Below are 12,679 nucleotides of genomic sequence, written 5' to 3' on the forward strand. Positions count from 1 at the left end.
TTTAGTGTAGACTATCTAAGGGAGTGCACATTAATGAAAAAGAAAAAGTTTTGGGGGATTACCGCCGGCGTGCTGGTGGTCCTACTGATTGCGGGGGGCGCCACCGCCTATCACGAACGCCACCTGATTCGCCGGTACCTGTTGGTCCACCAACACTACGACAAGCCGGACATCCTCTCCACCAACCAAATCAAGCTCAACATCCGGCCGGCGCTGTCGACCAAGAACACCACGGCCACTAACCAGCTGACCAAGACCTACCAACACGACTTACAACAGGTCAAGGTGGGGCCAGCTCAAGCTAAAGTGGTGGTGAACCCTTACAAGACGTCACCGTTATCCGGGTTGATCCTGGTCAAGACGGCCCAACCCACCCGCGTTCGCTTAGTGGTTCACGGCAACCGGCCTGCCACCACCATCAAGCAGACCTTACCCGGCTACCGGACGCAACACAGCGTTGGGGTCTTAGGCCTCTACGCTGGCCGGGCCAACCGGGTCACCCTGCGCTTCACCACTAAGGACGGGCAGGTCACCCGGCACACGTACCGGATGACCACCACCAAAGCGCCTAAGGGAATCGGGACTAACACCTTAAAAACCAGTCACCCGAAGCAGATGGCCTTAGGCCAGGGCCACACCAAGTTGACCTTCGCCGTCAGCAGTCAGGGCTACACCTACGGCTTAGATGCTCGCGGCAAAGTGCGCTGGTACAGTACCCAGAAGATCTCCCACGTGTTCAAGGAGCTCCAGAACCACCACCTGTTGATTTTAACCAAGATCAGCGATAGCGAACACAAGTACAATGCGTTACGCGAGACCGACTTTTACGGCCGGGTCTACCGTCAGTACAACATGAACGGGCTCTTCCCGACTCGTCAGGATCCCAATAAGCTGTCCACCAACACGGTGATTCACCACGACGCCATCGAGTTGCCGAACCACAACTTACTCTTGACCGTGGACGACGGGAGTAAGAAGTTCGTTGAAGACACCATGATTGAGCTAAACTACAAGACTGGTAAAATCGTCAAGGTCATCGACCTCAAGCGTATTTTGCCTAAGTCGGCTTATACCAAATACGATGGGACGCACCGGCCAGACGGGAAGATCGACTGGTTCCACCAGAACTCCATGGTTTACGACCAGAAGCGTGACGAATTGATCGTTTCCGGGCGTAATCAGGACATGATCTTCGCCATCAACTACAAGACCACCAAGCTCAAGTGGATCTTGGCCGCACCGGAGAAACTACCGAAGTCCTACCAAAAGTACCTGCTACAACCCACGAATAAGCACTTCCGTTATAACGGCGGCCAACACGCGGTTCAACTAATTCACCAGTCCCAACACCCAGGGGATAAGATCGAACTCGAGTTCTACGATAACAACGTTCCCGTCACCCGGGGCAAGACGGCGCAATCTAAGCAGTGGTCCGCCGGAGAAATCGTGACGATCAATCAGTTGAAGAAGACCGTAACCAAGACCTGGGAATTCGGTCAGCGTTTAGGCAAACGGAACTTCACCAACATCGTCGGCAGTAGTTACGCCGTGGGTAAGGGCAACACGCTGATTGGCTTTGGTTACGCCGATTGGGGCAAACGCAGCGAGTTCGTCGAGGTCAACCGCAAGACTAAGCAAATCGTCTTCGACGTGGACCGCACCCACTTCGCGCATGGCGATTGGAGTTACCGGGCCCAACGGATGTCCCTGTATCCTGGTAACGGAAACTTAACGCTTAAACAAATCAACCACTAAGCTTTCAATGCACAAATTCCACCACTAAACAGCCCGTCAGGCGACTAACCTGACGGGCTGTTTTCATCTATAAACCTAATGCACTAGCTAGAATGCCCGGTAGGCGAGTGAGCTCCGCCTAACCAATTACCATCTAAATCATAAAATGGCCGACTATCTTAGTCGGCCATTGTTCGTTATTTACTACTACTGCTTTGACTGGGGAGATCACTGGGTTGGCCACTTGGCCGCTTGCCGTTCATCCCCTGCGGTCCTTTCTTCATCTGCTTAGCCTGGGTCGTCTTAGCCTGTTGTTGGCCTAACATGTACCCCGTTCCGCCGCCACCGACGAACAGCAGAATACCGGCAACTAGCAGAACTAGCCACCGCTTAGCGCCTTGATTCGGTCGTCGTTCCATGGTATCGATTCCTTTCTGGTTCCTGAGGATGCCTCTAGAATACCAGACGGGGCTTAACCCTAACTAAAATAAGCCACTTACCTTGCCTTTTCCTCGGGAATTGGTTATTATTAGAACTATCAAAACGAATATGGCGTTTAATGTTCGTGTTTAAAAGGAGAGTTCCTATGCGCAACGTTTATTTTAACCATGATGGTAGTGTCGATGACTTAGTCTCCCTGTTACTCCTGTTGCAAATGCCCGATGTTCACCTGACCGGGGTGGGCGTGATTGGCGCGGACGCCTACCTTGAACCCGCCGTTTCGGCTAGTCGCAAGGTAATTGACCGGTTCGGTCACGGCGCCACGCTGAACGTGGCCGCATCGAATTCTCGCGGTGTCCATCCCTTTCCTAAGGAATGGCGCATGGATGCTTTCAGCTTAGATGCTCTCCCAATTCTTAACGAAAGCGGCACAATCAACACCCCCATCGCTTCAAAGCCCGCTCACCTGGACTTGATCGACAAAGTCCAAGCAACCGCCGGCAAGACCACCCTGGTCATGACGGGCCCGTTAACGGACCTGGCTCGGGCCTTAGAGACCGACCCCAGCATCGCTGATAAGATCGACCGGCTCTACTGGATGGGCGGTACGCTCGACAACCGGGGCAACGTCGCTGAACCCGAACAAGACGGTACCGTGGAATGGAACGCCTACTGGGACCCACAAGCCGTGAAGACGGTCTGGGACAGCCCACTGACCATTCAGATGGTCGGCCTGGAAAGTACCCACCAAGTGCCCTTAACGCCAGCCGTCCGGCAACACTGGGCGACCTTACGGCAACACCCCGCCCTCGACTTCATTGGTCAAGGCTACGCGTTAGTTCCACCGCTGGAACACTTCGAGACCAACTCGACCTACTTCCTGTGGGACGTCCTGACTACGGTCGCCAGTGATACGCCTAGTATCGTGACCACCAAGACCGTGACCACCGACGTCTTGACTACGGGACCCGGCCAAGGTCGGACCTTCGAAGTCGCCGATGGCCGGCCAATCACGTTAGTCACCACGGTCGATCACGACGGTTTCTTCCGGCGCATCGATGAATTGGCCCAATTAGCCGATTAAAACTCGTCATCCCTATCCCCAGAGCTCCGGACCCACGTCCGGGGCTCTTTAATTTGAGCGTAGGACAAGCAGCGATTAGCCAAGAGGCAGACGGTGGCAATCACCCGCCTTACCGGACGGCCAGACAAGGCTGGAACGCCGTGGGCACCACTTCGAGCCACAAAGCGGTCTCGAAGCTGGGCCTTTTCCTAGGCGAGCTAAGAAACGCTCACCAAGGAAAATTTCACGGCTGAGCCTTGTCTGGCCGTCCTCTCGGCTTACAGTCATGTAACCATAGCGGAACATGATTTGCCAACAGACCGTGGTCCCCAAGCATATTGGTGACGCCTATGATCATTTAAAAACCTCATCCTAAACAGGATAAGGTCACAGTGGTCATGTACCCGTCAACCGTTTGCAACATCAAGTGTATGATGACGTATACCATTGATTCGAGGTCCGATAAAACTTGACTGATTAGCAATCACACATGCTGTCCAAATGTCAGAAAGCATCATTTTTAGTACACACAATTTAGCCGTGAGGTTGGCCCTGAAGAGGCTCAGTGGTGTCGTTTGGGTTAGTCAGCGTTTTTTAGCTGGCTTACCCAAAGGCCGAGCTTGAAGACCGCTCTTTGGCTTCAAGTCGTGCCCACCACGTTCCAGCCTCTTCAGGACCAACCGGTAAGGCGGGAGAATTACCACAGTCTGCCCCTTGGATAAACGTAGGAAGGGGGTGTTTTATCCCAGCCCCTTCTATTTGCACTAACTAGGTACTCCGGAACCTCCGCTCCTAAATTTAGTTAACTTTATTGTGAAATAAGTAACGATTTAACGTAAACTTTACATGCTTCTTTTCAGAACATAGCCGCTTCAGTTTCCACCTAACACAATCAGTTTAAGGACCGACCCCCATCAAATTCTTCTCCCCGGGAACCACCTCATCACTTTAAGCGAAGCTGTCTGACCGCAACCCATTACTTTTGACAAGTGCTCCGCCAGACGGCTTGCCAAGGCCTGTCCAACCAACATCTTCAAGTAATCGTTCCCTTTGTGGCCGTCCGTATCGACTTCCCGGGACACCTTGAAAAACTAACCATTTAGTCTTTCATTAAAAGTGGCCAATGAAACTTTAATTAGATGGACCACTTACATGGTAAATTGAATGCAAAACGGTTGTATATTTCGTCGAAATGGGCTACAATCAATTGTGAATTAGATAACAATCTAAGTGATTCATCACTTAGACACCTCTCATTCTAGCCATAGCTCCGTTTCCTGACGGCCTGGTCATGATGATCAGATGGCTCCCATTAGCCTTAACCAAACCAAAATAACGCCCCAAGACAATCCGTCTTGGGGCGTTATTTTCTAATCATCACCTATTTAGCTGTTTCGTAGAGCGCCGCCACTTGGGCCTGGGCCTCAACGTGGGCCAGGAACTCATCGTAAGTGGTGTCCGCCCGGTCCACTAGCCCGTTCGGTCCAACCTCAATAATGCGGTTGGCAATGGTCTGAATGAACTCGTGGTCGTGGGACGTGAACAGCATACTGCCGGTGAAGGCCACTAGACTGTCGTTCAAGGACGTAATGGATTCCAGGTCCAAGTGGTTGGTTGGGTCGTCCAAGACCAGGACGTTGGCCTTACTCAACATCATCTTGGATAACATCGCCCGGACCTTTTCACCCCCGGACATCACACTGACCTGCCACGTCACGTCTTCGCCGGAGAAGAGCATCTTCCCTAAGAAGCCGCGCAGGAACGTGTTGTCACTTTCTTCCTTAGTCGCGTATTGGCGTAACCAGTCGACCAGTTGCAGGTCGTTGCCGTCGAAGAACTCGTTAACGTTCTTGGGCAGGTAGGTCCGACTCGTGGTCTGGCCCCAAGTCACGGTCCCGGCATCGGGTTCTAAGTTGCCCCCCAGGATCTGCATCAACACGGTCGTGGTCAGGTCGTTGCGGCTAATAAACGCCGTCTTTTCGCCCGGCCGCAAGGTAAAGGACAGGTCCTGGAAGACGGGAACGCCGTCGATCGACTTAGACAGGTGTTCGACCCGCACCAAATCATTCCCTAATTCCCGTTCTGGCGTGAAGTGGATGTAGGGGTACTTCCGTGAAGACGGCTTGATGTCGTCTAAAGTAATCTTTTCCAATTGCTTCTTCCGGGAAGTGGCCTGCTTGGACTTCGAGGCGTTGGCACTGAACCGCGCCACGAAATCTTGTAACTGCTTGATCTGGTCGGCCTTCTTGGCGTTGGCGTTAGCCTTCAATTGCGCCGCTAACTGACTGGATTCTAACCAGAAGTCGTAGTTCCCCACGAACAGGGTGATCTGGTTGAAGTCCACGTCACAGATGTGCGTGCAGACCTGGTTCAAGAAGTGCCGGTCATGGGAGACCACGATCACGGTGTTCTCGTAATCCGCCAGGAAGTTCTCCAACCAGCTGATGGTCTGAACGTCCAACCCGTTGGTCGGTTCGTCCAAGATCAAGACGTCGGGGTGACCGAACAGGGCTTGCGCCAGCAAGACCTTCACCTTTTGCGGTTCCGTCAAGTCACTCATCTTCAAGGAATGCAGCGCTTCGCCGATCCCCATCCCCTGCAAGAGTTGACTGGCTTCTGATTCGGCTTCCCAGCCGCCCATTTCGCCGAACTCACCTTCGAGTTCCGCCGCCCGCAGGCCATCTTCATCACTGAAGTCGGGCTTGAGGTAAATGGCGTTCTTCTCGGTCATAATATCGTACAATTTTTGGTGTCCCCGGATGACCGTGTCTAAGACCACTTCGTCTTCAAAAGCAAAGTGATCTTGGTTCAGGCTAGAAAGCCGTTCGTTAGGCCCCAGAGCGACGTTCCCGGTAGTGGGTTGCAGCCGCCCTTCAATGATCTTGAGCAGCGTGGATTTTCCCGCGCCGTTCGCGCCAATCACCCCGTAACAGTTACCGGGCGTAAATTTTAAGTTAACATCACTGTAGAGCTTCCGACCGGAAAACTGCATACTGACATTCGAAACGGTTAGCATATAACGATCCCTCCGTGAACTTTTTTCGATAATTTCTAGATAAGATCCACGCTTCCACATTTAAAGAACCGCGATCAGGCTTGCCCCCAGTCAATTTTTCCTAGAAAAAACCAACGGGACGTTTGCGCGTCCGCGCTGGTCATGAATTCGCTGTGGCAATGTTGCGTTAGTTTACCATAAAAACTACTCACAAGCAACCGGTTAGGCCCAAGATTGCCGGGCCGCGTAAGTCTCCCGGTAAGTCTTGGGGGTCATCTGGTAGTGTTGCTTAAAGGTCACGAAGAAGTTCTTCTCCGTCCGAAAGCCGGTCTTCCGGGCAATCTCTTGGATCGAGTCCTGGGTGCTCAGCAGTAAAGCTGTCGAGCGCTCCAGGCGAATCTGCCCTAAGTAGACCTTAGGGGAAACCCCCAGATAGGCCTTGAAATAGCGAGAAAAGTAGACACTGGAGTAATTTAACTCCGCCGCCAGGGCCGCAATCGAAACGGGTTCGGCGTAGTGCTCTTGAATCAAATTGACCGCCTTCCGTAACGGCTGAGGTAACGGCAACTGGTCGTTATCCAGCTCACCCTTGACCGTCAGCCGCTGGAGAAGTTCTCCCACCAACTGGTATTCTGCCCCCAGCGTGATCAGGTAGGTGCCCCGATCTTCGGCCGGATTGATGGCGTGCGTGACCAGGACCTGTAAGGCCTGGTTCAAGAACCGGTACGGCGGCGTGTCGAGATTTAGATCGATGGGGCCCCAGACCGGAAGCTGCTCGGCGTCCACCGTGGTCCGCAACCAGCCGCCCGGCAACAAGAGCGTGATGACCTGGTTATCTTCATCCAAAACAGACTCAAAGCTGTGCACGACTTCCGAATTAATCACGTACAGGTGGTGGGCCTGTAGCTGAAAGGTCGAGCTGCCGATGTGGGCCGTCCCCGGTGTGCCCCGGTAGACGTAGCAGAGTTCGACCGCTTAGTGCCAGTGGGGCAACGCCGCTTTGGGTCCCCCCGTTCCGTGTGAGATGATCTGCAATGGCAAGTCCTTGCCGAAGTTTAGCCGTTCATGATAAGGTCGTGGCATCCTGGTTACCCCCAATTTTACCAGCTACCCCCGAAGCACTCGTGCGTGTCCCGGGAATAACCATCGTCCAATCCACCTACCGAAATCTTGGTAGTCGTCAATAGTATAACGCCTTTAGTCATCAGGTAGTTAATTTTAGTAATCAGATGATTAAATTATGGGATTATATAAATGTTACAGATCCGTTACAATGGGTCACAGATAGAGGTTAAGGCAGTACGCATCACGAACTCAATCCCGTGATGGTAACTTGCCTAACACCTATCCTGAGTGACTGATCACTACTGGGGAGTGCTGATCACGTCGCCCAAGTACGGGAAACTATCCGTACCCTTAACCAACCAACAACCGGTGTCATTTGGGGGAATGACACTTCGCTTGATTCTTTCTAACAAACCTACTCAGTTCCGTTATCATCGTCGCTTGGGGGAGTGCCGACAGGAACTGACGCGGAAATCGCATGACCTTGGTCATCGGAATTAGGAATCCATTAGTGCATGGCTAATGGATTTTTTTGTCTGCTGCGGTTCCGCCCCTGCCCCCTTATGCGCGCAATCAAAAACGACCAGCCAGAAACGGTTGGTCGTTTTTTCTCTCTATTCTGCTGGTTGCGTCGCCTGAGGCTGGCGTAACAGGAAGGCCATTACGAACGATACGATTAAGAAACCGGCCACGACTAAGTACGGGTAATGGGGATTCATATCCAGTAACATCCCCGACATGATGGGTCCCACAATGTTCCCGACACTGGTCAGGGACATGTTCAACCCGTTGATCAGCCCCTGATTGGCCTCGCTGGCCTTGGTCAGCAAGGTGGTAATGGCGGGCCGTAAGAGGTCAAACGCGGAGAAAATCACCAACGTGGCGATGATGACTTCCACCTTGGTGTGGGCTTGGGTGATCCAAATCGTACAGATGGCGGCTAGGAAAAAGCACGTCCGAATTACGGCCCGTTCCCCGAACCGCCGGACCATCCCGTCAAACAGGGCGACCTGGAGGAACAGCGAAATCAACCCGTTTAAGGTCAGCACCAACGCAATGTTGCTCAGGCTAAAGTTGAAGACTTCGTTGACGTAAATACTATAGATACTTTCAAACCCTTGCAGGCCGAATGACGACACCAGGATCATGGTAAATAAGATGATGATGGGCACCGTCCAAAGGGCTCGTGTCATGGGGTGACTGGTCGGTTCATCAACCACCGGTGCATCCGCGACTTCATCCTGTTCCGCGTCACTAGGCAGCAACGTGATCAGCACGATGGCACTGATCAAGCCCAAAGTCCCGGCGACCCAAAACGGCGTCTTATAGCTGAAGCCGGCGAGGATACCCCCAATTCCGGGTCCCAAGATCAGGTCCCCACTGAAGGCGGCGGACAACCACCCAATCACCCGCGCTCGCTGCTGACGGGTGGTGATGTCGGCGGCCAGGGCCATGGCGGTCGGGACCACCATCGCGGCGGAAAGACCGCCGATCAACCGCGAAATGTTAAAGACCATTAACTGGTTGGTCAAGGCGAATAGGAATTCCGACGCCATGAATAAGAACAGCCCCGCCGTCAAGACCGGCTTCCGGCCGATGCGGTCGGAGACCCGCCCAATGATGGGCGACGCCACGAACTGGGCGAAGGCGAATAACGCGTTCATGACCCCCATATCCGTTGCGGTCAGATGCAGGTCGTTCTTGATGAACGGCATCACCGGAATGACCAGACTGATTCCCAGACACACCAGGAATTCACTGAAGATTAAGATAAAAATGGCCCGTTTCGTTTTTTTCGTCACGTGGCACCACCCCTTTTCGGAAAATTTAGCGACAATACTCCTATTCTAACGGGGTGGATATTAATTGTCTAATATTAGGCTCACTGATTTCCCGCTTGCTGGTGGAGCTGCTGGGCCAAGGCCTGATAATCGGCCGCAAAGAAGCTCTCACGCAGGTAAACCAGGTCTAAATCGTGTTCCACGCGACCCGCCGTAAGGGGTAGCTCCCGGATGGTACCGGCGGCCAGCTCCTGCGCCACCACCGACCGGTAGACGAAGCTGATGCCCACATTGGCTAAGACCAACTGGCGAATCGCTGCCGGGTGATTGACCGTCACGGTCTGGGAGAAGTCCGCTAGCGTGACGTTTGCGGCCTGGGCCAGGTGTAACAGGATGTCCCGGCTCCCCGACCCCTGTTCCCGGATAATCAAGGGGTAGCGGGTCAGGTCCGCCCAAGTCACCTGGTCTCGTTGGGCCAAGGGGTGGTGGGCGGCCACGATTCCCACGAAGGGTTCGCGCCGAATCACCTGGTAATCGTAGGCGTGTTTATCGAAATTTCCCTCAATCAACGCAAAGTCACTCTTCCCCGACTGCAGAGCCTTCAACGCCGCCTGGGTGTTGGTGATCCGGCAGTTGATGGTCTGGTAATCCGCCCGTTGCTGGAGGACGCGGACCAGCTGAGGGGCCAGAAACTCACTCAATGATAAGGTGGTACTAAAGCTAATTTGGCGTGGTTGGTGGGGTCGGCGTAGGTCGTCTAACAACCGAGTCGATTGGGCCTGGGTGCGTTGGATGAAGTCCGCCAGTTGTCGGCCCACCGCGGTAATCGTGAGGTAGGGCCGCCGGTAAGCCACTAAGGGCACGCCGATCTCGGCCTCCAAACTATGGATCTGTTGCGAGACGGCGGGCTGGGTGATAAACAATTGCTCGGCGGTGCGGGTGTACGACTTGGTCGCCACCAACACCAGAAAGGTCTGATACCGCTGATCAAACATGAAACACGCCTCCATCATAAGTAGAATTTATGTAAACATCACAGATAACAATTTTCTTTTATGATACCACTCTGGTAACCTAAGGCTATTCATTTGAGAAGGAGAAATTGCCATTATGCTAGAAATTCGGACCACCTTAGCTTCCCGACCATTCTGGGGCGCTGCCGTGATTACCTTGATCTGCGCCGTCGCCGGAAGCGAATTGGCGCAACTGCCTTACCTGAACTTAGTCGGTGCCTTAGTCATCGCCCTCTTATTGGGGATGGCGTGCCAAGTGCGGCCCCAGATCGTCGCACCGAACCGGGCCGGCATCGGCTTCATTTCCAACAAGTTCCTCCGGTTAGGTATCATCCTCTTAGGGTTCAAGCTGAACCTGATCCAACTGGCCAGCGCCGGGGTCAAGACCATCAGCTTAGCCGCCGTCATCGTGACTGGGATGGTCTTATTGACCTACAACCTGAGCCGCAAAATGGGCGTCGACAAGGACCTGGCCATCTTAACGGCCACCGGGACTAGTATCTGTGGGGCCGCCGCCGTGATGGGCGTCTCTCCCCAAATCAAAGTCCCCGCTGAAAAGGCCGAACAACAACGGGAAAACGAAGTGCTGGCGGTGGCCATCGTGGCCATCTTAGGGACGGTCTTCACGTTGATTGAAATCGGCTTGAAGCCGTTACTTCACCTGACTGCCGTTCAATTCGGGGTCCTGACTGGTGGGTCCCTACACGAAATCGCCCACGCGGTGGCTGCCGGGAGTGCCGGCGGTCCCGTGAGTCTGGACACGGCCATCATCACTAAGCTCTCCCGGGTCCTGTTGCTGGCTCCCGCTGCCGTGATTATCGGCCTGTGGTACCAAAAGTCCACGCCAACGGCCAACACGGACGCCAACGCCAAGCTGCCGATTCCTTGGTTCATGGCCGGCTTTATCCTGACCAGCCTGATTGGGACCTTCATCCCCTTGGGTGATGCCGCCCTGGCAGCGCTGGTCAAGCTAGCTTACATCTTCTTGGGGATGGCCATGGCCGCCCTGGGGATGAGTGTTAACTTCCGGGTCATCGCCCACCGTGGTGGTAAGCCGTTCTTAGCCGCTTCCATCGCTTCCGTCATTCTGATGAGTGGTGTGGCGCTGGCCAGCAAGCTGTTCTTCTAACCTTAACCGCGTCAATTCAAAAAGCCGTCGTCCAACACTGGATGACGGCTTTTTGGTGCTCTGGGATGCCTCACACGACCTGGCGAATCCGCCCTTTCAACGTAGTATAATGGTCATACCCGCTCAGAAATGCGAGGACCAGGCTGAATCCTACCCAGTACCCAATCAGTTCTAGTCCGTTCAGTCCGCAGTTGATGGCCAACACCAATAGTCCTAAGCCGCTACCATACCGGACACCGCGCCACCGGAGTTGCCGGAGCACTTGCGGGTACTCACTCGGGGCAATCTCTAAGTCGTTGAGGTGCAGCTGACGGACCCGATGCGTGATCACCAGCTGACCAATGATCAACGCGACCAGATTACAGACGACCAGACTTACCAACAGCGGTTCCGCCGGCAGGTAGAGGAACAGGACCATCGTGAGGACCTGGCTCCCCCAGAAGTACACCAGGCCCCCGACCAACACCTGCGTCCCCAAACGGTGCACCTGCGCGTCAGCATATTCGTCCATTTGATCAGCGTTGACATCAAAGATCAGCCGCCATAACCATCTATGTATACGATTCTTCATTCGTTGTCGCTCCCCCATAAGTTTTCCCGCCTCAAAATTACTGACTACTCCGGTTCTCGTTGAGTCCGTGCCAAGGCATCTTCTACAGCCGCTCGGCGTTGAAAGTAGACGACATACCATAGAATAAAGCCTTCTACTAAGCTGAGAACCAACAGCTTCACTGCCGCTCCACTCCAAAAAATCTGTTGCCAAGTCTGGGGCCAATCCAGGGCAACCTGCACCCCCCAGAAGAACACCGCAAAGCTGATGCCCTCTTCCAGACTCCGCTGGCGAACCAGCCGTAGATACCCGTGGACGTTTGTCGGCGTCACGTCTAATTGATTCAGTTGCAGCTTTGTGACCTGCGTTTTCAGCCAAGTGTTCGTTAGTAGCACGCCCAACACGTCACCACCCAGTAGACCTAAGGCCACCCACCGTGGTGTTCCGTTCGCCAGTAACCCAATCACGGCACCACCACTGATCAGCAATAAGTATATGGCTAAACCCGTAAATGCTTGGTTACCTAGTCGATTCAATTGAGCTTGCCGGTATTCATCAAGGACGCCGTTAATTCGATAAACCCGCGTCACCCAGAACCGTTTCCACTTCGTCATGTGCCATCGCCTTCCCGTATTTTCCAGTTAGCCTGCATTACTCCAGCCAAAACAGCGTGTTCAAATCCGTTCCCAGAGCGTGGGCTAAACCGATGCATAACTTGAGTGACGGATTGTACTTATCATTTTCAATCAAGTTAATCGTTTGTCGCGCCACACCTACGGCCGTTGCCAATTTAAGCTGGGAAAGACCTTGTTTCAATCGATACTCTTTGACTCGATTCACGACCGTTCCTCCATTTGTTGTCATCTATAGTTGACACATTAAGGATACACCCTAACGAAAATATGTCA

The 12,679-nt window shown here is 53.6% G+C and carries 11 protein-coding genes and 1 pseudogene; 3 read left to right on the forward strand and 9 right to left on the reverse strand.

What is annotated here, in order from left to right; all coding sequences use genetic code 11:
• Positions 1–33: 33 nt before the first annotated feature.
• The gene (locus tag RIN67_RS11105; protein WP_265000230.1) at positions 34–1,755 is read left to right on the forward strand and encodes an aryl-sulfate sulfotransferase; all 1,722 of its coding nucleotides are present in this window, start codon (positions 34–36) and stop codon (positions 1,753–1,755) included.
• 176 nt (positions 1,756–1,931) lie between these two features.
• Here the strand turns inward: RIN67_RS11105 and RIN67_RS11110 are convergent, their stop codons facing one another.
• Positions 1,932–2,153, reverse strand: a complete 222-nt coding sequence (locus tag RIN67_RS11110) for a hypothetical protein (protein WP_265000229.1) — start codon at positions 2,151–2,153, stop codon at positions 1,932–1,934.
• A 167-nt stretch (positions 2,154–2,320) separates the two neighbouring features.
• Between RIN67_RS11110 and RIN67_RS11115 the strand changes: the two genes are divergently transcribed.
• The gene (locus tag RIN67_RS11115) at positions 2,321–3,259 is read left to right on the forward strand and encodes a nucleoside hydrolase (protein WP_107740140.1); all 939 of its coding nucleotides are present in this window, start codon (positions 2,321–2,323) and stop codon (positions 3,257–3,259) included.
• A 1,360-nt stretch (positions 3,260–4,619) separates the two neighbouring features.
• On the opposite strand, the gene RIN67_RS11120 is transcribed toward RIN67_RS11115, so the two are convergent.
• The 5 genes and pseudogenes from RIN67_RS11120 to RIN67_RS11140 all read right to left on the reverse strand — a co-directional run bounded on the left by RIN67_RS11120 (position 4,620) and on the right by RIN67_RS11140 (position 10,074).
• Complete coding sequence (locus RIN67_RS11120; protein WP_265000228.1) at positions 4,620–6,254, reverse strand: ABC-F family ATP-binding cassette domain-containing protein; 1,635 nt, start codon at positions 6,252–6,254, stop codon at positions 4,620–4,622.
• A gap of 201 nt (positions 6,255–6,455) precedes the next feature.
• A complete protein-coding gene (locus RIN67_RS11125) occupies positions 6,456–6,854 on the reverse strand; it encodes a helix-turn-helix domain-containing protein (RefSeq protein WP_265000234.1) in 399 nt (132 codons plus the stop codon).
• Between the two features lie 84 nt (positions 6,855–6,938).
• Positions 6,939–7,190, reverse strand: a pseudogene (locus RIN67_RS11130) (AraC family ligand binding domain-containing protein); the annotation flags it as partial.
• 722 nt (positions 7,191–7,912) lie between these two features.
• Entirely contained in the window at positions 7,913–9,100 is a 1,188-nt protein-coding gene (locus tag RIN67_RS11135; RefSeq protein WP_265000227.1) for an MFS transporter, read from the reverse strand.
• Between the two features lie 80 nt (positions 9,101–9,180).
• Positions 9,181–10,074, reverse strand: a complete 894-nt coding sequence (locus RIN67_RS11140; RefSeq protein ID WP_313825863.1) for a LysR family transcriptional regulator — start codon at positions 10,072–10,074, stop codon at positions 9,181–9,183.
• Between the two features lie 115 nt (positions 10,075–10,189).
• On the opposite strand from RIN67_RS11140, the gene RIN67_RS11145 reads away from it, so the two are divergent.
• Positions 10,190–11,221: a YeiH family protein gene (locus RIN67_RS11145; RefSeq protein ID WP_107740130.1), complete on the forward strand. Its 1,032-nt coding sequence runs from the start codon at positions 10,190–10,192 to the stop codon at positions 11,219–11,221.
• Between the two features lie 70 nt (positions 11,222–11,291).
• Here the strand turns inward: RIN67_RS11145 and RIN67_RS11150 are convergent, their stop codons facing one another.
• The 3 genes from RIN67_RS11150 to RIN67_RS11160 are packed head-to-tail and all read right to left on the reverse strand — an operon-like array spanning position 11,292 to position 12,611.
• On the reverse strand, positions 11,292–11,792 hold the full coding sequence (locus RIN67_RS11150) for a DUF3278 domain-containing protein (RefSeq protein WP_265000224.1): 501 nt from the start codon (positions 11,790–11,792) through the stop codon (positions 11,292–11,294).
• Positions 11,793–11,836: 44 nt separating this feature from the next.
• Complete coding sequence (locus tag RIN67_RS11155; RefSeq protein WP_265000223.1) at positions 11,837–12,385, reverse strand: DUF3278 domain-containing protein; 549 nt, start codon at positions 12,383–12,385, stop codon at positions 11,837–11,839.
• A gap of 37 nt (positions 12,386–12,422) precedes the next feature.
• Positions 12,423–12,611: a helix-turn-helix transcriptional regulator gene (locus RIN67_RS11160; protein ID WP_024747533.1), complete on the reverse strand. Its 189-nt coding sequence runs from the start codon at positions 12,609–12,611 to the stop codon at positions 12,423–12,425.
• Between the last annotated feature and the right edge of the window lie 68 nt (positions 12,612–12,679).

Source organism: Levilactobacillus namurensis (assembly GCF_032197885.1).
GTDB classification, from domain to species: Bacteria; Bacillota; Bacilli; order Lactobacillales; family Lactobacillaceae; genus Levilactobacillus; species Levilactobacillus namurensis_A.

Coding starts and splice junctions, on each gene's coding strand:
- RIN67_RS11140 (WP_313825863.1), bottom strand. CDS start 10,074: ATGTTTGATCAGCGGTATCAGACCTTTCTGGTGTTGGTGGCGACCAAG.
- RIN67_RS11120 (WP_265000228.1), bottom strand. CDS start 6,254: ATGCTAACCGTTTCGAATGTCAGTATGCAGTTTTCCGGTCGGAAGCTC.
- RIN67_RS11110 (WP_265000229.1), bottom strand. CDS start 2,153: ATGGAACGACGACCGAATCAAGGCGCTAAGCGGTGGCTAGTTCTGCTA.
- RIN67_RS11150 (WP_265000224.1), bottom strand. CDS start 11,792: ATGAAGAATCGTATACATAGATGGTTATGGCGGCTGATCTTTGATGTC.
- RIN67_RS11145 (WP_107740130.1), top strand. CDS start 10,190: ATGCTAGAAATTCGGACCACCTTAGCTTCCCGACCATTCTGGGGCGCT.
- RIN67_RS11105 (WP_265000230.1), top strand. CDS start 34: ATGAAAAAGAAAAAGTTTTGGGGGATTACCGCCGGCGTGCTGGTGGTC.
- RIN67_RS11155 (WP_265000223.1), bottom strand. CDS start 12,385: ATGACGAAGTGGAAACGGTTCTGGGTGACGCGGGTTTATCGAATTAAC.
- RIN67_RS11115 (WP_107740140.1), top strand. CDS start 2,321: ATGCGCAACGTTTATTTTAACCATGATGGTAGTGTCGATGACTTAGTC.